Source organism: Aquisalimonas sp. 2447 (assembly GCF_012044895.1).
Lineage (GTDB): Bacteria > Pseudomonadota > Gammaproteobacteria > Nitrococcales > Aquisalimonadaceae > Aquisalimonas.
Genome location: NZ_CP050695.1, coordinates 373,866 through 397,500 on the forward strand (window position 1 = coordinate 373,866; position 23,635 = coordinate 397,500).

The 23,635-nt window shown below is 66.6% G+C and carries 24 protein-coding genes and 1 tRNA gene (1 of these 25 running past the window's edge); 16 read left to right on the forward strand and 9 right to left on the reverse strand.

Annotation, left to right across the window (positions count from 1 at the left end; all coding sequences use genetic code 11):
- Positions 1–6: 6 nt before the first annotated feature.
- Positions 7–2,448: a ligase-associated DNA damage response DEXH box helicase gene (locus KU884_RS01635; protein ID WP_217351400.1), complete on the forward strand. Its 2,442-nt coding sequence runs from the start codon at positions 7–9 to the stop codon at positions 2,446–2,448.
- A complete protein-coding gene (gene pdeM, locus KU884_RS01640; protein WP_167780988.1) occupies positions 2,441–3,124 on the forward strand; it encodes a ligase-associated DNA damage response endonuclease PdeM in 684 nt (227 codons plus the stop codon). The genes KU884_RS01635 and pdeM overlap by 8 nt, the downstream gene beginning before the upstream one ends.
- A gap of 1 nt (position 3,125) precedes the next feature.
- Here pdeM and KU884_RS01645 read toward each other — a convergent pair whose 3' ends face one another.
- Positions 3,126–4,847, reverse strand: coding sequence for a M14 family metallopeptidase (locus tag KU884_RS01645; RefSeq protein ID WP_167780989.1), 1,722 nt, complete (start codon positions 4,845–4,847; stop codon positions 3,126–3,128).
- A 56-nt stretch (positions 4,848–4,903) separates the two neighbouring features.
- Positions 4,904–5,827 carry a LysR family transcriptional regulator gene (locus tag KU884_RS01650; protein WP_167780990.1) on the reverse strand — a complete coding sequence of 308 codons (924 nt, stop codon included), beginning with the start codon at positions 5,825–5,827 and terminating at the stop codon, positions 4,904–4,906.
- Positions 5,828–6,007: 180 nt separating this feature from the next.
- On the opposite strand from KU884_RS01650, the gene KU884_RS01655 reads away from it, so the two are divergent.
- The 7 genes from KU884_RS01655 (at position 6,008) to KU884_RS01685 (ending at position 12,606) form a co-directional block, all read left to right on the forward strand.
- A tRNA-Gly gene (locus KU884_RS01655) sits at positions 6,008–6,083 on the forward strand.
- A 53-nt stretch (positions 6,084–6,136) separates the two neighbouring features.
- The gene (locus KU884_RS01660) at positions 6,137–6,691 is read left to right on the forward strand and encodes a phosphoribosyltransferase family protein (RefSeq protein WP_167780991.1); all 555 of its coding nucleotides are present in this window, start codon (positions 6,137–6,139) and stop codon (positions 6,689–6,691) included.
- Positions 6,692–7,074: 383 nt separating this feature from the next.
- Entirely contained in the window at positions 7,075–8,196 is a 1,122-nt protein-coding gene (locus KU884_RS01665; RefSeq protein WP_167780992.1) for a TRAP transporter substrate-binding protein, read from the forward strand.
- 57 nt (positions 8,197–8,253) lie between these two features.
- A complete protein-coding gene (locus tag KU884_RS01670) occupies positions 8,254–8,784 on the forward strand; it encodes a TRAP transporter small permease subunit (protein ID WP_167780993.1) in 531 nt (176 codons plus the stop codon).
- 3 nt (positions 8,785–8,787) lie between these two features.
- Positions 8,788–10,116 (forward strand): TRAP transporter large permease subunit, encoded by a 1,329-nt coding sequence (locus tag KU884_RS01675; RefSeq protein ID WP_167780994.1) that lies wholly within the window; start codon positions 8,788–8,790, stop codon positions 10,114–10,116.
- Positions 10,117–10,146: 30 nt separating this feature from the next.
- Complete coding sequence (locus KU884_RS01680; protein WP_167780995.1) at positions 10,147–11,757, forward strand: gamma-glutamyltransferase family protein; 1,611 nt, start codon at positions 10,147–10,149, stop codon at positions 11,755–11,757.
- An 18-nt stretch (positions 11,758–11,775) separates the two neighbouring features.
- A complete protein-coding gene (locus KU884_RS01685; protein WP_167780996.1) occupies positions 11,776–12,606 on the forward strand; it encodes a sulfite exporter TauE/SafE family protein in 831 nt (276 codons plus the stop codon).
- A 13-nt stretch (positions 12,607–12,619) separates the two neighbouring features.
- Here the strand turns inward: KU884_RS01685 and KU884_RS01690 are convergent, their stop codons facing one another.
- The 4 genes from KU884_RS01690 to KU884_RS01705 form a co-directional block, all read right to left on the reverse strand.
- A complete protein-coding gene (locus KU884_RS01690; protein WP_167780997.1) occupies positions 12,620–13,063 on the reverse strand; it encodes an Lrp/AsnC family transcriptional regulator in 444 nt (147 codons plus the stop codon).
- 95 nt (positions 13,064–13,158) lie between these two features.
- Positions 13,159–13,884 (reverse strand): LrgB family protein, encoded by a 726-nt coding sequence (locus KU884_RS01695; RefSeq protein ID WP_167780998.1) that lies wholly within the window; start codon positions 13,882–13,884, stop codon positions 13,159–13,161.
- Positions 13,877–14,236, reverse strand: coding sequence for a CidA/LrgA family protein (locus tag KU884_RS01700; RefSeq protein ID WP_167780999.1), 360 nt, complete (start codon positions 14,234–14,236; stop codon positions 13,877–13,879). Before KU884_RS01700 ends, KU884_RS01695 begins: the two co-directional genes overlap by 8 nt.
- Positions 14,233–14,886, reverse strand: coding sequence for an HAD family phosphatase (locus KU884_RS01705; RefSeq protein ID WP_167781000.1), 654 nt, complete (start codon positions 14,884–14,886; stop codon positions 14,233–14,235). The genes KU884_RS01700 and KU884_RS01705 overlap by 4 nt, the downstream gene beginning before the upstream one ends.
- Before the next feature lie 109 nt (positions 14,887–14,995).
- On the opposite strand from KU884_RS01705, the gene KU884_RS01710 reads away from it, so the two are divergent.
- From KU884_RS01710 to bfr, 4 genes are all read left to right on the forward strand, one after another.
- Positions 14,996–15,547: an RNA pyrophosphohydrolase gene (locus KU884_RS01710; RefSeq protein ID WP_167781001.1), complete on the forward strand. Its 552-nt coding sequence runs from the start codon at positions 14,996–14,998 to the stop codon at positions 15,545–15,547.
- Positions 15,548–15,631: 84 nt separating this feature from the next.
- The gene (ptsP, locus tag KU884_RS01715) at positions 15,632–17,905 is read left to right on the forward strand and encodes a phosphoenolpyruvate--protein phosphotransferase (protein WP_167781002.1); all 2,274 of its coding nucleotides are present in this window, start codon (positions 15,632–15,634) and stop codon (positions 17,903–17,905) included.
- 124 nt (positions 17,906–18,029) lie between these two features.
- Complete coding sequence (locus tag KU884_RS01720; protein ID WP_167781003.1) at positions 18,030–18,275, forward strand: (2Fe-2S)-binding protein; 246 nt, start codon at positions 18,030–18,032, stop codon at positions 18,273–18,275.
- Positions 18,276–18,418: 143 nt separating this feature from the next.
- Positions 18,419–18,883 (forward strand): bacterioferritin, encoded by a 465-nt coding sequence (gene bfr, locus KU884_RS01725; protein ID WP_167781004.1) that lies wholly within the window; start codon positions 18,419–18,421, stop codon positions 18,881–18,883.
- Positions 18,884–18,938: 55 nt separating this feature from the next.
- On the opposite strand, the gene hemJ is transcribed toward bfr, so the two are convergent.
- Positions 18,939–19,364, reverse strand: a complete 426-nt coding sequence (gene hemJ, locus KU884_RS01730) for a protoporphyrinogen oxidase HemJ (RefSeq protein WP_167781005.1) — start codon at positions 19,362–19,364, stop codon at positions 18,939–18,941.
- 7 nt (positions 19,365–19,371) lie between these two features.
- Positions 19,372–19,905 (reverse strand): peroxiredoxin, encoded by a 534-nt coding sequence (locus tag KU884_RS01735; protein WP_167781006.1) that lies wholly within the window; start codon positions 19,903–19,905, stop codon positions 19,372–19,374.
- Between the two features lie 183 nt (positions 19,906–20,088).
- Here KU884_RS01735 and argC point away from each other — a divergent pair, with 183 nt between their 5' ends.
- The gene (gene argC, locus KU884_RS01740) at positions 20,089–21,120 is read left to right on the forward strand and encodes an N-acetyl-gamma-glutamyl-phosphate reductase (protein WP_167781007.1); all 1,032 of its coding nucleotides are present in this window, start codon (positions 20,089–20,091) and stop codon (positions 21,118–21,120) included.
- 139 nt (positions 21,121–21,259) lie between these two features.
- Positions 21,260–21,613, forward strand: a complete 354-nt coding sequence (gene erpA, locus KU884_RS01745) for an iron-sulfur cluster insertion protein ErpA (RefSeq protein ID WP_167781008.1) — start codon at positions 21,260–21,262, stop codon at positions 21,611–21,613.
- Positions 21,614–21,626: 13 nt separating this feature from the next.
- On the opposite strand, the gene KU884_RS01750 is transcribed toward erpA, so the two are convergent.
- Positions 21,627–22,745, reverse strand: a complete 1,119-nt coding sequence (locus KU884_RS01750; RefSeq protein ID WP_167781009.1) for an anhydro-N-acetylmuramic acid kinase — start codon at positions 22,743–22,745, stop codon at positions 21,627–21,629.
- A 135-nt stretch (positions 22,746–22,880) separates the two neighbouring features.
- Here KU884_RS01750 and tyrS point away from each other — a divergent pair, with 135 nt between their 5' ends.
- Positions 22,881–23,635 carry the 5' portion of a tyrosine--tRNA ligase gene (gene tyrS, locus KU884_RS01755; RefSeq protein ID WP_174813704.1) on the forward strand. 457 nt of this gene lie beyond the right edge of the window, so 755 of the gene's 1,212 nt are visible here — the first part of the coding sequence; the start codon lies at positions 22,881–22,883; the stop codon falls past the right edge of the window.

Below are 23,635 nucleotides of genomic sequence, written 5' to 3' on the forward strand. Positions count from 1 at the left end.
CCAGTCATGCCAAGCAAACAGCCAATCGAGGACTGGTTCACCGCCCGGGACTGGGCGCCCTTCGCGTTCCAGCGTGAAACCTGGGAGGCCTACCGGCGGGGCGAAAGTGGCCTCATTCACGCGCCCACCGGGACCGGCAAGACCCTGGCCGCCTGGTTCGGCCCGGTGATGGACTGGCTGGATGCGGGCGGGCAGGGCGCGCCGCCCCTCACCGTGCTCTGGATCACCCCATTGCGCGCCCTGGCTGCCGACACCAGCGCCAACCTGCACCAGACCATCACCGAACTCGGATTGCCCTGGGCCCTGGAGGCCCGCACCGGTGACAGCTCCAGCGCCACACGCAGTCGCCAGCGCCGCCGTCTGCCCTCGGCACTTGTGACAACCCCCGAGAGTCTGTCCCTGCTGCTCAGCTATGCTGATGCCCACGAGCGTTTCCGCCACCTGCGCTGCGTGGTTGTGGACGAGTGGCACGAGCTGCTGGGCAGCAAGCGGGGTGTGCAACTGCAGCTCTGCCTGGCCCACCTGCGCATGCTCTGCCCGGAACTGCGCACCTGGGGGCTGTCCGCGACCCTGGGCAACCTCGACCAGGCCCGGGATGTACTCCTGGGCCCCGGACGCCAGGGGCGTCTGGTTCAGGGTCTGCTGCCGAAGCGCACCCGTATTGACGCCGTCGTTCCGGCCACCATGGAGCGCTTCCCGTGGGCCGGCCATCTGGGGACGCGCCTGGTGGAGCAGGTGCTGGCGGCGCTGGATACCGCCGACACCAGCCTGCTTTTCACCAATACCCGCTCCCAGGCGGAACTCTGGCACCAGGCGCTGCTGGAGGCGCGGCCGGACTGGTTCGACCAGATTGCCCTGCATCACGGCTCCCTGGACCGCAGCCTGCGGGAGCGGGTGGAGGCGTGGCTGCGGGAGGGCTCCATTCGCTGCGTGGTGGCCACCTCCAGCCTGGACCTCGGGGTGGACTTCTCGCCGGTGGATCAGGTGCTGCAGGTGGGCAGCCCCAAGGGCGTGGCCCGGCTGCTGCAGCGCGCCGGCCGTAGCGGCCATCAGCCGGGCGCCGAGAGCGCGGTGCTGTGCGTGCCCACCCACGCCCTGGAGCTGGTGGAGATTGCCGCGGCGCGGGATGGTGCCGAAGCCGGGGAAGTGGAGGCGCGCCCGCCGCCGGAGCGCTGTCTGGACGTGCTGGTGCAGCACCTGGTGACCCTGGCCCTGGGCCCGGGTTTCACCGCCGAGGCGCAGCTTGCCGAGGTGCGCACCACCGACGCCTACGCGGCCCTCAGCGATGACGAGTGGCAGTGGGTGCTGGACTTCATTACCACCGGCGGTGCCACCCTCAGGGCTTACCCGCAGTACCGGCGGGCGGTTCGCGATGCCGATGGCATCTACCGGGTCACGGACACCGCCATTGCCCGCCGCCACCGCATGACCCTGGGCACCATCACCGCCGACAGCATGATGCGGGTGAAATACCGGCGCGGCGGCCTGGTGGGGTACGTGGAAGAGGCTTTCGTGGCACGGCTGAAACCCGGTGAGCAGTTCCTGTTCAGCGGCCGCATGCTGGAGCTGGTGCGTGTCCGTGACATGACCGCCTACGTGCGCGCCGCCCGCGGGCAGACCCGCGCCGTGCCGCGCTGGATGGGCGGCCGTATGCCGCTGTCCACCCGCCTGGCCGATGGTGTCGCTGCGCGTCTGGAGAAGGCGGCCGCCGGTGTCTGGGAAGGGCCGGAGATGACCGCGGTGCGGCCGGTGCTGACGGCGCAGGCGACCACTTCACGGTTGCCGTCCGCCGACCAGCTGCTGGTGGAACGGATCAGTTCCCGGGAGGGCCAGCACCTGTTCCTGTACCCCTTTGCCGGGCGGCTCGCCCACGAGGCCCTGTCCGCCCTGGTGGCCTGGCGGCTGACCCGGAACGTGGAGGCCACTTTCGGCTTCTCCATGAACGACTACGGCTTCGAACTCGTCTCCCGGCGGCTGCCGGAGGTGGACGAGCCCATGCTGGCACGGGTGCTCTCGCCGCAGAACCTGGAAGAGGACCTGCGGGCCAGTCTCAATGCCGCCGAGATGGCCCGTCGGCATTTCCGGGAAATCGCCCGGGTGGCCGGGCTGGTGTTCGAGGGCTACCCGGGGCGCGGCAAGTCCACGCGCCAGGTGCAGGCGTCCAGCGGCCTGATCTTCGACGTCTTCCAGCGGTATGATGCCGACAACCCGTTGCTGCGCCAGGCCGAGCGCGAGGTGCTGGAGGGGCAGCTGGAACTCTCCCGCCTGGAGCAGCGGCTGCGGCGCCTGGAGACCCAGCGCATCGTGCTGACGCGGCCGCAACGGCTGACACCGCTGGCCTTTCCCCTGTGGGCGAGCCGGGTCCAGTCGCGGGTCAGCTCCGAGGACTGGCAGACCCGGCTGCAGCGCATGCTGGGGCAACTGGAGCGCAATACACCCCATGGTTGAAGCGGATTCGGACACTGCCGATGCGGCGGTGCTCACCGTCACGGTGGCGGGTGAGCAGCTGGAGCTCTGGCCGGGTCGAGCGGCGTACTGGCCGCGGCGGCAGACCCTGCTGCTGGCGGACCCCCACTTCGGTAAGGCGGGCGTCTTCCGCCGGCGGGGGGTTCCCCTGCCGCGGGGGACCACCGGTGGTGACCTGCACCGGCTCGCCTGGTTGCTGCAGCGCACCGGCGCACGGCGGCTCATGGTGCTGGGGGATTTCCTTCATGCGGCGCCGTTGGCGACAGAGCCGTGGCTGCGGGAGTGGTCCGCGTGGCGCGAGCAGCACGGCGACGTGGCAATCCATGTGGTCGCCGGCAACCACGACCAGGGCGGCGCCCCGGCCGATCTCGACATCCAGTGGCACCATGAGGCCCTGGTTCGGGATCCGTTCGTTCTGGCCCATGAACCGGAACCCGACCCCCGCGGATACGTTCTCGCCGGCCACCTGCATCCGGTGTTCACCCTGCGCGGCGGCGGGGACCGGCTGCGTTTTCCGGTGTTCTGGTTCCGGGAGGCGGTGGCGGTGTTCCCGGCGTTCGGTGCGTTTACCGGTGGTCACGGCGTGGAGCCCGGCTCCGGCGACCGCGTTTTCGCCGCCGGCGAGACGGCGTTGGTGGACTGTACGGCCCGGCGCTGATTCATCGCGCCACCACCGAACGCTGCAGCCAACCCAGCCGGTGATTGCCCACCGACAGTTCCAGGGTGCCCTCCCCGTGGACCAGCCAGGTCACCCGCTGCCGGTGGCCGTTGCCGCGGGAGCGCTGGAACCATGGCATGTGCGCGCCGCTGCCCTCGCCGTCGCCCCAGCCGTGCAGGTGGCCCAGCTCACGGCGGGCCTGCTGCGGGTGGGCCAGGTGGCAGTCCCGCGGATCCAGTTCGGCCATGACGCCGTGGTTCCACGGCAGCGCATGACTCGAAGGGATGCCGTTGGTGGCCAGGTAGCCGTGGTTGGCCACGGTGACGGTCACCTCCAGCAGCTGGTCTTCCAGTCGCGTGACCACGATCTCCTCGATCACCAGCCGTGGCAGCAAGGCGGTGACCCGGAGCCAGTAACTGCTCATGTCCTCGCACAGTTCGGGGAGCACCTCCGGTGGTGGATTCCACACGCCGATCACCGGGTCCGGACCACCCACCTCCACGGCCCCGAGCTGCGGGTGTTCCATGGGCGTCCAGTCGCCGAAGATGCGGCCCTGGTTGGAGTCCGCATCCCACAGCGCCAGGTTCTCCATGTCCAGGCGGCCGGCGGCGGTGTAGTGGTCCACGAACCGTCGCTGCTCCGGCATGCCGATACGCCGGAACAGATCCCACAGTTCGCACACCTCTGTCAGGCAGCCGCGCTGGTGGTAGGCGAAATCCGTGAGGTCACCGTGCAGCGGTTTCTCCGGCTCGTAGGTAAATTCGGCATAGCCGCTCACGGTGGGGTAACCCGTATAGGCACTGGCCCAGGTTTCCAGCAGGCGGTAGAGGCGGCGGTCGCCAGGGTCCATGCGGCTGTCCGGCTCCGCCCCCAGCGGGCGGATGAACACGCCGCCGAAGGTGTGCAGATTCAGCCAGGCGTAGATATTCGGGTGCGCGCTGACAAACCGCAGTACCGCGGCCGTTTCCACCTCGCTGCCCGGGTACGCACCGGCCCCGTTCTGTTCCGGTTCCGGGCGCCAGTCCCAGGGGAAGTTGCGGTTCAGATCCGGCGTGTTCGCCAGCGGATCGGGTTCGGGCACCGTGTCGCCGTCGAAGCCGACAATCTCGCCCTCCGGATAGAGGCGGTAGTAGGGCGGCGGGTCGTCCGGCGCCCGGGGCAGTATCAGTCCCGGGAACTGCTCGGCTGCGATGAAGTCCCCGGCCGGGTCGCGTACGCGCAGGTAACGGCAGCGGCCGTCACCGTCCAGATCCCGTGCCTGCCAGCGCGGCCCCGGTCGTTGCTCGTCGGTGATCCGGGCCGCCGAGCGCACGAAGCCGCCGCGTGCCAGTACCGCCTCGGCCCCGTCCGGCGACAGCCGTGGCGCCACGTACAGGTGCACGCCACGAAGGGCATCGGCGATGGCCGGAGGCAGGTCCGGGGCCGCACTCCCCGGCTGCAGCTGCAGGCGCAGGAACGACTCGGCAATGGCCAGGGCCACGCTGGACGTGGCCAGTTCCGTGCCGTGCATGTTGCCGTCCACCCAGGCAGCGGGGCGCGTGGTGTCCGGATCCTGGCCGATCACCAGCAGGGGGATGGCGCGCCCCTCAGGTGTCTCCCCCAGCGTGCGCAGGCGCACCAGCGCGGGAAACGCGTCCGTCCAGGCGCGGAGCTGGGCCATCAGTGTGGCGTGGTCCAGGTAGTCGTGGCGAAACCCGTGGTCGAGTTCCTGCAGACCGGGCATGGGGGTGTCCGTGGTTGCTGGGTCTGCCCCTGATATAGAACAACCGCAGGGCGTTGTCAGCGGGCGGGGATGATCCCGGGCAGCGTTTCCGCGGTGCGCTCGCGGGCCAGGCGGATGAAGGCATCCACGAACGGCTTGTTGCGGTCCTCCTCGCGCACGGCGGCGTACAGCGTGCTCCACAGCCCGCTCTCACCCAGGGGCAGCGCGTGCAGGCTTGCCTGGTCCTGGTACTCGCGCAGGGCCCAGTTGGGCAGGGCGGCAACACCGCGGCCGTTGGCCACAAGCTGCACCAGCATGACGGTGAGCTCCGCCGTCCGGCGCTCGGCAGGTTCCACGCCGGCGGGCTCCAGGAACCGGGTGTAGATGTCCAGGCGGTCCGGGCACACCGGGTAGGTGATCAGCACCTGGTCCGCCAGGTCCCGCGGTGTGACCCAGTCCTGGGAAGCCAGCTGCGACTGTCGGCCCACGGCCAGCATCATTTCGTAGCGGAACAGGGGGACGTAGGTGAGTCCGCCGAGGTCGTCCTCCGGGTCCGAGGTGATCACCAGGTCCACGTCACCCCGGTACAGCGCCGGCAGCGGATGGAAGCTGAAGCCCATGGACAGGTCCAGCTCCACACCGGGCCAGTCCGGGCGGTAGCGGTCCAGCGTGGGCATCAGCCACTCGAAGCAGCTGTGGCACTCCACCGCCATGTGCAGGCGTCCCTGGCGGCCGTCGCCGGTATGGCGCAGCTCCGTCTCCGCACGCTCCACTTCCGGCACGATCTGCTGGGCCAGCCGCAACAGGCGTTCGCCGGCAGGGGTCCAGCGCAGCGGGCGGGAGCGGCGAAAGAACAGCGGCGTATCGAAGTGTTCCTCCAGCCCGCGGAGCTGGTGGGACAGCGCCGATTGCGTCACGTGCAACGACTCCGCCGCCAGGGAGAGGTTGCCGTGATCGCGGATGGCCAGCAGTGCGCGCAGGTGACGGATATCAAGAAACATGAGAGTCTTTCATGTAATGAATGATGAATGCGAGATTGTTTCATTGTTTGCCTTGGTAAACAATACGTGGCAAGTCGCGCTCAAGGTGGATCAGCGCGGCGAACCCACCGTCCGTCACGGGCCGGGCCAACCTTGCAATGGTCCGGTCCGTTTTTTTACACTAACGACTCTTCGCGATAAGCGGGTGTAGCTCAGTTGGTAGAGCGCAACCTTGCCAAGGTTGAAGTCGTGGGTTCGAGTCCCATCACCCGCTCCAGATTCCTGCGCCCCGGAAGTGATGTTCCGGGGCGTTTTGTTTCCGGTGACGCCATGAGTTCGGACGCATCCGCCAGCCATCGCCTGACCATCGGCAGCGTCTCACGTGATCTGCCGCTCGTGGAAGTCGCGCCCGGGTTGCGCATTGCCGTGCTCAACACCCTGGGGGATACGGAACTGGTGGAGATGTCGGCGACCCTTCTCGCCGGGCGTCTTGCGGGCCTGGACTACAGCGCGCTGGTCACCGCCGAAGCCAAGAGCATCCCGCTGATTCATGCCCTGTCGGTGCGCACCGGCCACCCGTATGTGGTGCTGCGCAAGAGCTGGAAGCCCTACATGGGGGATGCCCTCAGCGCCACGACGCAGTCCATCACCACCGGCCACCGGCAGACCCTCTACCTGGATGCCAAGGATCGCGGTCTGGTGGAAGGCCACTCCGTAGTACTGGTGGACGACGTCATCAGCACCGGCTCCACCGTGGAAGCCATGCAGGAGCTGATGCGCGCGGCCGATGCCAGGGTGATCGCGTCTGCTGCCATCTGTACCGAAGGCGATGGCGGCACCGGGGCCATTGCCCTTGCCCACCTGCCGCTGTTTACCGACGAATAGAAAACGCCCTTCCCCGGGGCATTTTGCAACGCTCCCCGAATGCTCCGAAAAGAGGCGCCGCACCGGAATGGCGCGTAGTTGACATGCGACAGGCGGGTCGCTGTCCCGATGCCGTTTGGGTGTTTCCGTGGGCGGGCTGTAACCGATTCGACGGTTGCGGAGGGTCGTGCGTCGCCGAAACGGCGTTTCCGCAGACAAGGGCGCGCTTCCGAACGGTGCACGGTCAGGCTGGCGGCTCGGTCCTGAGTGTGGATGTTTTTATTTGATTAAACAATGCCATGGCGCATTTCTTCGCCCCTGGTCCGCTGCTTGCAGGCTGCATTCCCACGGTGCGTGTCCCCGGGATGCGCGCTTCATTGCAGTGCTATCAGGCGGAGGCAATCATGGGAATTTCTCGACGCAAGCTTCTCAAGTTCGGGGGCGCCGCGGCTGCCGCGACGGCCGGCACCATCGGGGCGCCATCCATCATCAAGGCGCGTGAAACCTACAATTGGCGCATGACCACCAGCTGGCCGGCGGGGCTGCCCTTCTACCAGACCGGCCCGGGCAGTGCCACGGATTTTGCCCGCCGGGTGGAAGCCATGTCCGACGGCCGGATCCAGATCCGCGTCTATGCGGCGGATGAGCTGGTGCCGGCGTTCGAGGGCTTCGATGCCGTCTCTTCCGGCGGCCAGGTGCAGCTCAACCACGCCTGCTCGTACTACTGGGCCGGGGAGTCCTTCGCGGCCCAGTATTTCACCACGGTTCCTTTTGGCATGACGTTCCAGGGCTTCAACGCCTGGTTGACGGAAGGCGGCGGCAACGAGCTGTGGAGGGAGGTGTACGAGCCCTTCAACCTGGTGCCGCTGGCGGTGGGTTGCACCGGCGTACAGCCCGTGGGCTGGTTCCGCGAGCCCGTGGAGAGTCTCAGCGACTTCGACGGTCTGAGCATCCGCATGCCTGGACTGGCCGGTGACGTGTATGACGCCATCGGTGCCAATGCCCAGCTCCTTCCCGGCGGGGAAATCTTCGCCGCCCTGGAGCGTGGCGCCATTGACGCCGCCGAGTGGGTCGGCCCCTACCTGGATCGCGAGCTCGGGCTGCACAACGCGGCCAGCTACTACTATTCCAGCGGCTGGCATGAGCCGTCCACCACCACCGAGGTGATCATCAACAAGGATGATTACGAGTCCCTGCCGGATGACCTGAAGGCCATCCTTCACAATGCGGCGGCGGCCTGCAACATCACCTCCCACGCCTGGCTGGAAGCCCGCAACGGCGATGCCCTGGACGACTTGCGGGACAACCACGGGGTCACTTTCGACACCCTGCCGGAAGACGTGATCGATGCCTTATTCGAGGCGACCCGGGACATCCTGAACACGCAGGCGAACCGGGATCCGCTGGTGAAGAAGGTCAACGACAGCTTCTGGGAGTTCAAGAAGAAGCACGACCGCTGGCAGGAGAACAGCGAGACGATCTTCCAGACGCAGATCCGTGACAAGGGTCGCCGGATGCTGGATTGATCGGGGCTTCGCGCGAACGGGGTGCCGCCATCAGGGCGGCACCCCGGGGAGGATCGTATGCTGCGTCTCGTTGTTCGGTTGGAGTTTCTGCTCAAGCGGTTGACCGGTCTGGCGGGCTGGATCGGCGTGATCGCCATGGGGCTGATGGTGCTGCTGGTGTTCACCAACGTGGTGCTGCGCTACGGTTTCGGCGTCGGTGCCGTCTGGGCTCAGGAGCTGCAGTGGTACCTGCTGTCGGTGATGGCCATGGTGGGCATTGCCTATGCCATGCGCTACGACGATCACGTTCGGGTCGACATCTTTTCCCAGCGGTATGGCCGCACCGGCCGCCTCTGGCTCAATCTTCTGACCGCGACGGTGGTCGCGCTGCCGTGCGCGGTGCTGATCATCCACTTCGGCTACCCCTTCGCCGAGGGTTCCTTCCTGCGCGGTGAGCGTTCTCCGAATTCCAACGGGCTGCCCTGGCGTTTCATTCCCAAGGGGCTGGTGGTCGTCGGCTTCGCCTTCGTGGCCACCCAGGCTGTTGCCGAGGCGCTGGCCAGCGGTCGTCGCCTGACTTTCCACTACATGCACATGCTGCGGAGCTGATCCATGCCGTTGGAATACTATGCCCTCGGGATGATCATCGCCTTCTTCGTTCTCGTCCTTTCGGGAATGCCGGTGGGTTTCGCCGTCGCCGGCGTCGGCTTTCTGTTCGGATTCATCGGCTTCGACGGCTGGCTTTTCGAATTGCTGCCTTCCCGGATTTACGGCGTGATCACCAACTACACGCTTCTTGCCATCCCGCTGTTCGTGTTCATGGGCGTGATGCTGGAACGCTCCCGGATCGCCGAGCGCATGCTGGATGTCATTGGCCACATGTGCGGACGGCTGCCCGGGGGTATGGCGCTGGCGGTGATCCTGGTGGGAGTGCTGCTGGGGGCGTCCACGGGCATTGTCGGCGCTGCCATCGTGACGCTGACGCTGATGGCCCTGCCCACCCTGATTCGCCGGGGTTACAAGACGCCCATCGCCTGCGGGACCATCTGCGCGGCGGGCACCCTGGGGCAGATCATACCGCCGAGCCTGGTTCTGCTGGTGCTCGCCGATATCATGAACATCTCCGTGGGCAGTCTGTTTGCTGCCGCACTGGTGCCGGGCCTGCTGCTGGCCGGGCTGTATCTGGTCTACCTGCTGGGGCTGGCGTACTTCTTCGCCGCGGACGTGCCGGCCATCGACGAGGAGGAGCGCGCAGCGCTCAGCAAGACCCAACTGGTCAAGGATATCGGCACCACGGTTGTGCCGCCCCTGTTGCTGGTGTTCGCGGTGCTGGGGTCGATCATCGGCGGCGTTGCCGCCCCGACGGAGGCGGCGTCGGTGGGGGCCGTGGGAGCGCTGCTGCTGACCTTCGTCAGTGGCCGGCTATCCATGCCGGTGCTCAGTGAGACGCTGACCACGTCCGTGCGCATCAGCTGCATGATCTTCTTCGTGCTGATCGCTTCGCAGGTCTTTGCCCTGGCTTTCCGCGGCCTTGATGGGGAGTTTCTGATCGAGGGCATGTTCACGTTCGTCCCGGGGGGTGTGTACGCCGCTCTGATCTTCATGCTGGTGCTGATTTTCGTGCTGGGTTTTTTCCTGGAGTGGATTCAGATCAGTTACATCGCCGTGCCACTGTTGCTCCCCTTCATCCAGCAGGCGGGCGGCGATATTTCCATGGTCTGGGTGGCTATTCTCATCGCCATGAATCTGCAGACGTCGTTCCTGACACCGCCTTTCGGCTGGTCGTTGCTGTTCATGCGGGGCGTGGCGCCGCCCGGGGTGACAACAGGAGATATCTATCGCGGGGCGGTCCCGTTCGTGATCATCCAGATCGTGGCGCTGGCACTGATCTTCGCCTTCCCCGGCGTCGTGCTCTGGCTGCCCGAAGCCATTGGCTGGTAGTCGGCAATACCACTTGAGGAGAGAGACAACATGGTCGTGAAAGCAAACCCCGAGCCCTTGCGGGCAGCGGTGGTCGCACCGCACCACCTGGCGGCGGAGGCGGGGGGCGAGGTGCTGGCCGAGGGCGGTAACGCGCTGGAGGCGATGACTGCCGCTGCCGCCGCCATTGCGGTGACCTACCCCCACATGAACGGGCTGGGCGGCGACGGCTTCTGGCTGGTGCAGGAACCGGGCAAGCCGGCATGGGGCATCGAAGCCTGCGGCACGGCTGCCGCGCTGGCGACGCCCGAGTGGTATCGCAGGCAGGGGTTCGACAGTATTCCCCATCGTGGCGGTGTTGCGGCCAATACCGTCGCGGGTACCGTCAGCGGCTGGGCGCTGGCGGAACGGGCTTCCCGGGAGCAGTGGGGTGGCCGGTTGCCGCTCAAGCGCCTGCTGGCCCCGGCCGCAACGCTGGCTCGTCGAGGCTTTCCCATGACCGCCAGCCAGTCTGACACCCTGGCGGATAAACGGGACGAACTCACCCCTCAGCCGGGATTCAATGACGTATTCGTGCCCGGTGGCGCGTCGGTCCCCGTGGGCGAGGCCCTGCGGCAACCGGCGCTGGCCGATCTGCTGGACCGTATTGCCGAGGCCGGTCCGGCGGACTTTTACCAGGGTGACGTCGCCGCCACCATTGCGCGGGAGCTGGAGGCTGCCGGTAGCCCCTTGCGCGGCGCCGATCTGGCCGACTACGCCGCGCGCTATGTGGATCCGCTGTCATTGCAGCTGGACGACGGCCTGCTGGCCAACATGCCGCCACCCACCCAGGGCCTGGCGTCGCTCCTGATTCTGGGGCTCTACGACCGCGTTCGTGCACGCCACCCCCACACAGTGGACGGCGACGCCTATGTGCACGCCCTGGTGGAATGCACCAAGGCGGCGTTCCGTGTCCGCGACCGGGTGGTAACGGATCCCGGCCGCGTCCCGGAGCCTCCGGCAGGTCTGCTGACTCCGGCGGTGCTGGATCAGCTGGCGACGGGGTTCGATCCGGACCAGGCAGCGCCCTGGCCACCGTCCCGGGGCGGCGGGGATACCGTCTGGCTGGGTGCGGTGGATGCGGAAGGCCGCAGCGTAAGCTTCATCCAGAGCCTGTTCCACGAGTTCGGCAGCGGAGTGTCGATGCCGTCGCTGGGTATCGTGTGGCAGAACCGTGGTTGCAGTTTCTCCCTGGATCCCGCCGCCCTGAACGTGCTGGAGCCCGGCCGTCGACCCTTCCATACCCTGAACCCGGCGCTGGCGACCATGTCCGACGGCCGAACCGTGGTCTACGGCACCATGGGCGGTGAAGGCCAGCCCCAGACCCAGGCGGCGATCTATACCCGCGCCATTCGTCACGGCATGTCACCGGAGGACGCCGTGGCGGCGCCGCGTTGGCTGCTGGGGCGAACCTGGGGGCACGGTACCGATTCCCTCAAGGTCGAGGAGGATCTGGGTGAAGCCGTCATCCGTGGGTTGCGGGAACGTGGCCATCCGGTGGATGTGGTCAGTGGCTGCAACAGCATGATGGGCCACGCCGGCATGTTGGTCCGGTCGCCGGAGGGGGCCGTTTTCGCAAGTTCCGACCCGCGCTGCGACGGCGGTGTGGCCGGCGTTCACTGAGTCCAGGGAGACAAGGGGATGGGGGATATCACGCTGGTCGAGATGGGTGGCCTGGTGCTGGGGTTGTTGCTCACGGGGGTTCTGGCGGGGATTCTCGCCGGCCTGCTCGGGGTGGGTGGGGGCATCGTGGTTGTGCCGGTGCTGTTCTACGTGTTTGCCCTGCTGGATATCGACCCCGCGCTGCGCATGCACCTGGCGGTGGGCACCTCCCTGGCGATCATCGTGCCCACATCCCTGCGTTCCGCCCGCAGCCATTATCACGCCGGCACGGTGGACACCGGGTTGCTGCGCGACCTGGGCCCTGCCCTGCTGGCCGGGGTCGTGCTGGGCATTGTGTTGAGCGCGGTGGTCTCCGGGCGTTTCCTCACCGCGGTTTTCGCGATCATGGCCGTGCTGGTGGCGATCAACATGGCACGTTCCAGCGGGCCGCCGAAGATTACCGGCACGCCCCCTGCTGGTGCGCTCCGGCACGGGATCGGTACGTTCATCGGCAGTGTCTCCACCATGATGGGGATTGGCGGAGGCACGCTGAGCGTGCCCATCCTGGATGCCCTGGGTTACCCGATCCGCCGTTCCATCGGTACGGCGGCGGCCATTGGCACCATCATTTCCGTGCCGGGGGCGGTGGGCTTCGTCTGGGCGGGCTGGGGCGCGGACTCGCTGCCTCCCTTCAGCCTGGGCTATGTGAGCCTACTGGGCCTGGCCGTGATCGCGCCACTGACGGTTCTTTGTGCACCATTCGGGGTCAGGTTGGCCATGACCATGGACACGACGCACCTGAAAAGGGCGTTCGCTGTGTTCCTGTTCCTCACTGCGCTGTCCATGCTCTACAGCGTGCTCAACGGGTGAGGGCAGCGTTTTCTCAGAGCCGGGGGCCACCGCGCCGATGCTTCACCCGTGACATGAGCGTCTTGCAGTCCAGGCTGATTACGTAGTCGCGACCGAGCAGGTGCTCCTGAAGAAAGCGGTAGAGACTGTCGTTATCATCCGTGAGCGTGTGGATGTGCAGGCTCTGCATGTCGTTCATGATGTAAAGGCTGACCACCTCCGGCGTGTCGGCCAGCTCCCGTGCCGTCTCCTCCAGGCGCCACGGGGCGACTTTCGCATCCACGAAGGTGGACAGGGTCTTGCCCATCTTGTCCGGGTTCAGCACCACGGTGAACTGCTCGATCAGGCCGTCGTTCAGAAGCTTCTTGACCTGCTCCCGGGCATAGGCCCGGGAGCAGTCGAGCTCCCGGGCGATTTCGGCGTAGGACATGCGGGCGTCCTTGATGAGCAGCCGCAGGATCGGCGTCTCCAGACTCATGCTTGCCTCCTCCCCGGCTGGGCCGGTCCATTGTGGTTATCACTTTGGTGCTGCAAGACCGTGGCCAACTCCCCGGGACCGGGCGGGGTTGCGGGTTACCCCAGGGGCAGCCAGGTGATCAGCAGGGGCAGCAGGAAGGCGGTGATCAGACCCGCCAGGCTCAGGCCGAGCCCGGCGAAGGCACCGGCGGTGGCGCTGATGCTGAATGCCTGCGCGGTTCCCAGTCCGTGGGCAGTCAGCCCCATGGCGAAGCCCTTGACCGCGTCGTCGCGGATGCGCAGAACGCGGATCAGCCCGGGTGCCATCAGGCAGCCCAGGCTGCCGGTGAGGAGCACCAGTGCAGCGGTGAGCGAGGGCAGGCCGCCCAGCTGCTCCGCCACGCCCATGGCGATGGGCGTGGTCACCGATTTCGGTGCCAGCGACATCAGGCTGACGTCGCCGCCGCCCAGCAGCGATCCCACAGCTATGGCGGACAGCGCCGCGACGCTGGCGCCGACAACGCCGGCAACCAGCAACGGCCCCAGCCAGGCGCGGATCTGCCGGCGGTGGTAGTAGAGCGGGATGGCCAGGGCCACGGTGGCTGGCCCCAGCATGAAATGCACGAACTGCGCGCCCTCGAAGTAGGTGTCGTAGTCCGTGCCGGTGGCCAGCAGGATCACGATCAGCAGGCCCATGGACAGCAGCACCGGGTGCAGGGCCGGGCTGCCGCCCAGCCGCTGGTTCAGCCAGGTGCTGAACACGAAAACCGCCAGCGTCGTGGTGAGCCACAGCAGTGGCGAGGTGGCCAGGTACACCCAGATGTCGGTGATCTCTTCAGTCATGGCGGCGCCTCCGCAGCGCCAGCATGCCGCGCAGGGTGAGCATGGTGGCGATCAGCGTGACCGCCGTGCTCACTACCAGGGCGACGCTGATGGCGAGCCAGTCCCGTGCGATGAGCTGGAAGTGCACCATGATGCCCACCCCGGCGGGCACGAACAGCAGCGCCAGGTAGTTGAGCAGGGTATCGCTGACCCGGCGCAGCGCCGGGGGTGGGTCGCCGTACCAGAGCAGGAATGCGAACAGCAGCAGCATGCCGAGCACCGGCCCGGGTATCGGCAGCCCTGCCGCCCGGGCCAGTGTCTCGCCCACCAGCTGGCAGACGAGGATGCCGAGCATGCCGTGGATCAGGTTCATCGCAGGCTCATGGTTCGCCAGCCGCGCTCGCCGGCATGGCGCAGCAGGGTGTCGTCGGCGTCCACCGCCACCGGGTGATCCACCCGTTCCAGCAGCGGCAGATCGTTGTGGGAGTCGCTGTAGAAATGGCTGCCTGCGAGGCTCTCGCCGTGCCGGGTTAGCCACTCCTCCAGCGCCTCCACCTTGCCCGCGCCGAAGGTCACCGGACCGGTGACTTCGCCGGTATAGGCCCCGTCGCGCCATTCCGGCGTGGTTGCCAGCAGCTCATCCACGCTGAACAGGTCGGCGATGGGGGTGGTAATGAAGCGGTTGGTGGCGGTAATGATCAGGGTGGTATCCCCCCTGGCCGCGTGATCGCGCACCAGCTCGCGGCCCCGGGGCAGCACCAGGGGCCGGATCCATTCGTCCACGAACTCCCGCCGCCATGCGTGAAGTTCTTCCGGGCTGTACCAGGTCAGCGGTGCCAGCGCGAAACGCAGATACGCGTGGATGTCCAGTGTTCCCGCCAGGTACTGCTGGTAGAAGCGGTCGTTCTCCGCATCATAGCTTGGCCCGTCCACCAGACTCCGCTTCACCATAAAGCGGCCCCAGAGGTAGTCGCTGTCGCCGTGCAACAGGGTGTTGTCGAGATCGAATATCGCCAGTGGCATCGCGCTGCTCGTGTCCTTTATGCATGTTGGCTACAGCGGCCAGTTTGCCGGCTGCAACGGGTTTGTGGAACAATGAAAACATCAACCAAAACTTCGGAAAATACGTTAAGTGATTGATTCGGACGGCTTCAGAGCGAACGTCGGCATTATCCTCAGTAACGAGGAGGGCCGGGTGTTCTGGGGGCGTCGTATCGGCCAGAATGCCTGGCAGTTCCCCCAGGGGGGCATCAAGCGCGACGAGACGCCCGAGCAGGCATTGTACCGCGAGCTGCACGAGGAGGTCGGCCTGGAGCCGGCGCACGTGGAGGTGATCGGTGCCACTGCAGGCTGGCTGCGCTATCACCTGCCCCGGCACCTGGTGCGGCGCCACCAGCGGCCCTTATGTATTGGCCAGAAACAGCAGTGGTTCCTGCTGCGGCTGGTCGGTGGCGAGTCCGCCGTGCGCCTGGACGCCAGCGGCAGTCCGGAGTTCGACGACTGGCGCTGGGTGGATTACTGGCGCCCGGCCCGGGACGTGGTGTTCTTCAAGCGTCATGTCTACCGCAGGGCCCTGCGTGAGCTGGCCCCGCTGCTGTTTCCGGACGGTGCCCCGGAGCAGCCGGCCCATGTCCAGGGAGCCCAGGGGGGCGGGCGTCGCCGGCGCCGCTCCACCGGCGCCTGAGCCGACATGGGACAATCCGGTACCTTCCTGTACTCTTGAACGCACCGGAGCCGGTGACAGCCGGGCCGCGACAGGACGAATGGCATGCTTCAGACCCTTCACAGCATTATCCAGGAGGTCAATGCCGCCCGCGGGCTGCAGCATGCGCTGAATATCATCGTCAAGCGCGTGGCCGATTCCACCCATGTGGACGTCTGCTCCGTCTACCTGGTGGATCAGGACACCCAGGAATACGTGCTCATGGCCACTCGCGGGCTGAACCCGGATGCCGTCGGCCAGGTGCGTCTGCGCTTTGATGAGGGGTTGGTTGGCCTGGTGGGCGAGCGCAAGGAGCCCCTGAACCTCGAGGATGCGGAAACACACCCCCGCTTCCGCTATTTCCCCGAGACCGGTGAAGAGAAGTTCCACTCCTTCCTCGGGGCACCGATCATTCACTTCCGCCGCCTGCTCGGCGTGCTGGTGGTGCAGCAGACTGCGCGGCGCCGCTTCGGCGAGGAGGAAGTGGCGTTCATCGTCACCATGGCCGCCCAGCTCTCCGGTGCCATTGCCCACAGCGAGGCCAGTGGCAACGAGGGCAGCGGCGGCCTGCCCACGCCACTGCCGCTGACCCGCAAGCCTCTGGACGGTGTCCCCGGGGCGCCGGGAGTGGCCTTCGGCCGGGCCATGGTGGCGTACTCCCCCGCGGACCTGTTCGCCGTGCCGGACAGGGCCGTCGACGACGTGGACGGCGAGGTGGCCTCCTTCCGCAGTGCCCTGAAGGCGGTGCGCGCGGAGGTCCAGGAACTGGCGGATCAGCTCGCCGACGCCATTCCGTCGGACGAGCACATGATGTTCGACGTCTATCTGAAGATGCTCGACAGCGAGAGTCTTGTGCAGGGTACCGAGCAGCGCATCCGTGAGGGGAACTGGGCCTGCGGTGCTCTGCGTGACAGCATCGCGCAGTACGTCAGCGTCTTCGACGAAATGGAAGATCCCTACCTGCGTGAGCGCGCCAGCGATATCCGCGACGTGGGGCGCCGCATCCTCATGCGGTTGCAAATGGACAGCGGCGACAGCCGTGAGGTGCCCGAGGGCACCATCCTGGTGGGCGAGGAGATCAGCGCCTCACAACTGGCGGAGATCCCCACGGAACGGCTGAAAGGGGTGGTCACTGCCCGGGGCTCGGGCAACTCCCACGTGGCCATACTGGCCCGGGCGCTCAACATCCCCGCGGTCATGGGTGTGGCCGAGCTGCCCGTGGGGCGGCTGGAGAACAAGCAACTGATCGCCGATGGCTATACCGGCCGTGTCCACATCGAGCCGGACAAGCGGGTGCGCAAGGAGTACCGGCGGCTGCTCAAGGAGGATGCCGAGCTGTCCGAGGAGCTCCAGGTGCTCAAGGACCAGCCGGCGCAGACGCCCTGCGGTTTCCGCATGGGGCTCTATGCCAACACGGGCCTCATGGCGGATATTACGTCGTCCCTGGCCAGTGGCTGCGACGGTATTGGTCTGCACCGTACCGAGTTCCCCTTCATGGTGCGCGAGCGCTTCCCCGGCGAAGATGAGCAGACCGTGGTCTACCGCCAGGTGCTGGAGCCCTTCGTGCCGCGGCCGGTGGTGCTGCGCACCCTGGACGTGGGCGGCGACAAGCCGTTGCCCTATTTCCCGGTGCGGGAGGAGAACCCGTTCCTCGGCTGGCGGGGGATTCGTCTGACCCTGGATCATCCGGAAATCTTCCTGTCCCAGCTGCGGGCGATGCTGCGGGCCAATGCCAACTGCGGCAATCTGCGTATTTTGTTGCCCATGATCAGCCGCGTCCAGGAGGTGGACGAGGCGCGGGTGCTGCTGGAGCGTGCCCGCGAGGAGCTGGAAGAAGAGGGCATCGAGATCGGCACCATGCCCGAGATCGGGGTGATGATCGAGGTGCCCTCGGCGGTGTACCAGGCGGACAGCCTTGCGCGGCGTGTGGACTTCCTCTCCATCGGCAGCAACGACCTGACCCAGTATCTGCTTGCTGTGGATCGTAACAATGCACGGGTGGCGGGCCTTTACGATGAGCTGCACCCCGCGGTGCTGCAGGCCGTGCGCCAGGTGGTGGAAGCCGGGGAGCGCAACGATTGCCCGGTGAGTGTGTGCGGCGCCATGGCGGGGGACCCCGCCTCGTCCATCCTGTTGCTGGGGCTGGGCGTGCGGGGGCTGAGCATGAGCGTCTCCAGTCTGCTGCGGGTCAAGTGGGTGATGCGCAGCTTCACCCGTCAGCAGGCCAGCGCCCTGTTGGAGGAGGCATTTACCCTGGAGAACCCGGCGGATGTCCGGCGGCGCCTGAACCGGGCACTGGAGGAGGCGGGTCTCGGCGGTCTGGTGCGACCAGGCAAGTAGCCCTAGTGTCCTGTCCCAGAAGTGCGCGCCATTAATGCGCGCACTTCTGGGACAGGACACTAGTTCTAATTGACAATCAGTCGCATTTGCATTCAGACTGCAACCATCCATACGGAGGGTTGCCATGTACGTCTGCCTCTGCCACGCCGTCACCGATCACGATATCCGCCGCGCCGTTGTTCAGGGCGGTGCGCGTACCATGCGCGACCTGCGCCATCAGCTCGGCCTGTGCGCCTGCTGCGGTCGCTGTGGCCCGGAAGCACTGGAAGTCCTCACCAAGGCGCGCGGTAGCCTGGGCGCCAAAGCGGTTCACATTGATCTGCCGCCGCTGGTTGCCGACGAGCCCGCCACCGCGCGCGAGAGCGCCTGAAGCGTCAGGTGCGTGCTGCCTGCGGTGTGGCTGCGGCCTCCCCTAGCCTCCCTTTCCTGTATTAGACTGTCCTCAGTCCGGCGTGCCTTGCCAGGCGGCAGGCACGCTGCAGTCCAGTCAACCAAGAAGACGGGAGCCACCGAATGAAGGGTGACGCCAAGGTAGTCGGGCATCTCAACAAGGTTCTCTACAACGAACTGACCGCGATCAACCAGTACTTCCTGCACTCCCGCATGCTCAACGACTGGGGCCTGGAGAAGCTGGGCGGCAAGGAATACAAGGCGTCCATCGACGAGATGAAGCACGCCGACCAGCTCATCGACCGCATCCTGTTCCTGGAGGGCATGCCCAATCTGCAGGATCTCGGCAAGCTGCTCATCGGGGAGAACGTCCGGGAAGTGCTGGAGTGCGATCTCAAGCTGGAGCAGAAGGGGATTGCCGACCTGCGGGAGGCCATTGCCTATGCCGAGTCGGTGGAGGATTACGCCAGCCGTGATCTGCTGAACGGGATGCTGGTCCACGAGGAAGAGCATGTCGACTTCCTCGAAATCCAGATCGACCTCTACGACCGGCTTGGCAAGGAAAACTACGAGCAGTCCCAGACCTGAGACACCCCGTCACGCGGCGCAGGGGCAGCGGACTCTGGTTCGGTGGGTGGTGGAGTCAGAAGGGCTTCACCACCGCCAGGATCACAATGGCCACCAGCAGCAGCACCGGCGCCTCGTTGAATATCCGATACCAGACGTGACCGTGGCTGTTGGCATCATCCCGGAAGCGGCGCAGCAGCGCGCCGCACCACAGGTGATACCCCACCAGCAGCACCACCAGCGCCAGTTTGGCGTGCATCCATCCCTGTGTGAGCCACCCCGGGTTCAGCCACAGCAGTGCCAGGCCGAGCGCGATGGCCACCACGGCGCTGGGGTTCATGATGCCCCGGTAGAGCTTGCGCTCCATGGTCTTGAAACGCTCGCGGCCCGCCTCGTCCTCGGCCATGGCGTGGTAGACGAACAGGCGCGGCAGGTAGAAGATCGCAGCGAACCAGGTCACTACGGCGATGAGGTGGAAGGCCTTGATCCAGAGGTAGGTCATGGCGTGGTTACGCGTCCCCCGGCTCGGTCACTGGCTGGCCGGGTACCAGCCCGGTCAGGCGTTCGCGCATGCGCTCCACGTCCACCATGCCCAGGCGGCGTTGCAGGATTTCGCCGTCGGGGCCGATGAGGAACGTGGTCGGCGTCAGCCGGATCTCGCCGAACGCACGGGCGATGCTGCCGTCCCGGTCCAGGACCACGCGGTAGGGGAGTTCACGGTCGTCCACCATGGCGCGTACCTGCTCCGGCGGGTCGTACTCCATCGCCACGGCGATGATCTCGAAGCCCTGGTCGGCGAACTCCGCGTATAGGTCCTTGAAGTGCGGGATCTCCTCGACACAACTGGCACAGGTAGTGGCCCAGAAAGCAACGACGGTGGGTTGGCCACGGAGATCACTCAGGGCAAAGCGGTCGCCGTCCAGGGTCTCCAGCCGTACCTCGGGCGCCCGCTCCGCCTGCCAGGGGGCGAGCCACACCAGTGCTGCCATCGCAATCACCGCGACCCCGACGAGGCCGGCCCAGATATCCTTGCGTTTGGTCATGATCCCGTGTCCCGAGAGAGCGTGGTGGGGATTCTACAGCGGCGCCTGCGGCGGCGGCCACAGGTCTTGTCAGTCTCTGCTTGAGACCGGCGCCGGGCGTTGCGGTTCCCTCGGAGCGGCCGCCGCCGTAAAATCATCACCCCGGTGCGCGTTCGCGCCCCCAGCGACGGCCAGGAGTGGCTCATGATTACCGTAGGCATCGTCGGCGGTACCGGTTACACCGGTGCAGAACTCTTGCGGCTGCTGGCCGGCCACCCGCAGGTCAGCGTGCGTGCCATTACCTCCCGGGGCAACGCCGGCACCCGCGTGGACGCGATGTTCCCGGGGTTGCGTGGCCATGTGGATCTCCAGTTCACGGAGCCGGAGGTGGGCGAGCTTGCGGCGTGTGATCTGGTGTTCTTCGCCACGCCCAACGGCACGGCCATGGGCATGGCGCCGGAGCTCGTCGCTGCCGGCGTCCGCGTGGTCGATCTCGGGGCAGACTTTCGCCTGCGGGATGCGGCTTCGTGGGAGCGCTGGTATGGCATGGCGCATGCTTGCCCCGAACTCCTGGAGGAAGCGGTATACGGTCTGCCGGAGATGTACCGTTCGCGGATCGTTGGCGCGCGCCTGGTCGCCAACCCCGGCTGCTACCCCACCGCCGTAGCGCTCGGCTGGCTGCCTCTGGTGGAAGCGGGCCATGTGGATGTCCAGTCCCTGGTGGCTGACTGCAAGTCCGGAGTCTCCGGCGCCGGACGCAAGGCCCAGGTGCCGACCCTGTTCGGCGAGGCCAACGAGAACCTGCGCGCCTACGGCGCCGACGGCCACCGCCATTTGCCGGAGATCCGGCAGACCCTGGAAGCCGCTGTCGGTGGCAGCGTGGGCCTGACATTCCTGCCGCATCTCATTCCCATGACCCGTGGCATGCAGGCAAGCCTCTACGCGCCGCTGAACATTCCGGCGGATGAGTTGCAGTCGCTGTACGAGGCGCGTTACGCGGACGAGCCCTTCGTCGATGTGCTCCCCGCCGGCAGCCATCCGGAAACCCGCACGGTGCGTGGCACCAACCTCTGTCGCATTGCCGTCCACCCGCCCCAGGACGGTCGTACAGCCATCGTGCTGTCGGTGATCGACAACCTCACCAAGGGAGCGGCCAGTCAGGCGGTGCAGAACATGAATCTCATGTGCGGTCTGCCCGAGGCCGCCGGACTGGAAGGGGTTCCTGTCCTCCCCTGAGTGCCCGGGGGCCAAGTTGACGGCCCCCCGCTGCCGGGAGGACAATGGGTCTGGCTGGGTTGCTGCGCGCGCCATCCTCGTTCGGACGCCGCAGTGACGACATTGCCCGATGCGATCCATCTCCCGGAGGCCCGAAACCATGGCGGAAGCAGCACTCGAACAGGATGCCCCGCTGGTCTTTACCGACAGTGCGGCGAACAAGGTGCGTGAACTTCTGGACGAGGAGAACAACGACTCGTTGAAGCTGCGCGTCTACGTTGCCGGTGGGGGCTGCTCCGGATTCCAGTACGGTTTCACCTTCGACGACAACGTCGAGGACGGCGATACCGCCATGGAGAAGAACGGCGTCACCCTGCTCGTGGATCCCATGAGCGTGCAGTACCTCGAGGGCGCCGAGATCGACTATGTCGAGGGCATCGAAGGTGCCCAGTTCGTGATCCGCAATCCCAACGCCACCACCACCTGCGGTTGCGGCTCCTCTTTCGCCGTCTGATCCGGAGGGCAGCTCAGCGCTGCCCCTGGCCGATGCCGCCGGGATAGATGCCGCCCAGCGGCACGGGCGAGTCAGCCCCGGTGACCTCGGGGATGTTGCCTGCTTGTCCCTGCAGGGTGGCGTGGGCGAGCCATGCGAACCCCGCTGCCTCCACCCAGTCCGGGGCGATGCCGTGGTCTGCCGTGGATTCCACGACCACGCCGGGCAGATTGCGGCCGAGGCGCTGCATGAGATCCCAGTTCCGCGCTCCGCCGCCACACACCAGTAGTCGTTCCGCCCGGGGCAAGGCCTCGTGCAGAGCGTCGGCAATGGTGCCGGCCGTGAGCTCCGCCAGTGTTGCCTGCACCGTGGCCGGTGCATGCCCCTCCAGGCCCGCGCCTGCAAGCCACTGCGCATTGAAGTACTCGCGCCCCGTGCTCTTCGGTGGCGACCGGCGGAAATACGGGTCGTCCCGTAGCCGCGCCAGGAGGTCCGGGTCCGCATTTGCCTGCGCCGCCCAGCCGCCGTCGGCATCGTAGTTCCCCTGCCCCTGCTGCCGGCACCAGGTGTCCAGCAGCACATTGCCGGGGCCGGTGTCGAAGCCCGTGACCGGCGTGGCGTCGGCGGGCAGGCAGGTGATGTTGGCGATGCCGCCGATGTTGACCACGGCCCGGCGTTCCGTCGCCGAAGCGAAGAATGCCCGGTGGAACGCCGGCGCCAGCGGTGCACCCTGACCGCCTGCGGCCATGTCGCGACGGCGGAAGTCGGCAACCACGGTGATGCCCGTGCGCTGGGCGATGCGGTTGGGATCACCGGCCTGCAGGGTGGTCCGGTTTTCGGCGTCCGGCGCATGCCAGAGCGTCTGCCCATGGCTGCCGATGGCCCGCACCTGGCTTCCAGCGACGCCGGCCCGGTCCAGCAGCTCCGTTGCCGCATTCGCCAGGACTTCGCCCAGGCGGGCATCCAGGTCCAGCAACTCCGTCAGTCCGGTTCCGGCGTGGACCGCCAGGAGTTGCTGGCGCAACGGGTCTGGCAGCGGGGAGCCATGTGTTGCGACCAGCCTGGGCACGGCATCGTTGAGATCCACCAGGGCGGCGTCGACGGCGTCCATGCTGGTGCCGGTCATCAGGCCGATATAGGTGCGCGGGCCCATGGGGCGAGATCCTCCGGGTTGGCAGCGCTCGCGACATGGTACGCCCCTTGGGAGCACGGTTGCAGGCGCATGCGCGCACGGAATTGCATCCTGTTAGAATCCCGTCCTCGTTCAACCTTTCTCAGAGATAGCATCATGGTGGATGTGGATGCGGCCCTGGCAGAGCTGACCCGGGGTACCGATGAAGTACTGGTGGAATCCGAACTGAAGGAGCGTCTGGGTGCCGGGCGCACCCTGCGTATCAAGGCGGGATTCGATCCGACAGCGCCGGACCTGCACCTGGGGCACACAGTGCTGATCAACAAGTTGCGGCAGTTCCAGGATCTCGGTCATGAAGTCTACTTCCTTATCGGAGACTTCACCGGGATGATCGGCGACCCCTCCGGCAAGAGCGCCACGCGCAAACCGCTGACGCCCGAGGAGGTCAGCGCCAACGCGCGCACGTATCAAGAGCAGGTCTTCCGCATTCTTGATCCCGAACGCACCCGGGTGGTGTTCAACTCCCATTGGATGAATGCGTTCTCCGCCACCGACATGATACAGCTCGCCGCGCGGCACACGGTGGCGCGCATGCTTGAGCGCGACGACTTCCACAAGCGTTACACCTCAGGGCAGGCCATCGCGATTCACGAGTTCCTCTATCCGCTGATCCAGGGCTACGACTCGGTGGAACTCAAGGCGGACGTTGAACTCGGCGGTACGGACCAGAAGTTCAACCTGCTGGTGGGGCGGCAGCTGCAACAGTCCTACGGGCAGTCCGCGCAGGTGGTCATGACGGTGCCCATCCTCGAGGGGCTGGACGGGGTGCAGAAGATGTCGAAGTCCCTGAACAACTATGTGGGCATTCAGGAGCCGGCGGACGATATGTTCGGCAAGCTCATGTCTATCTC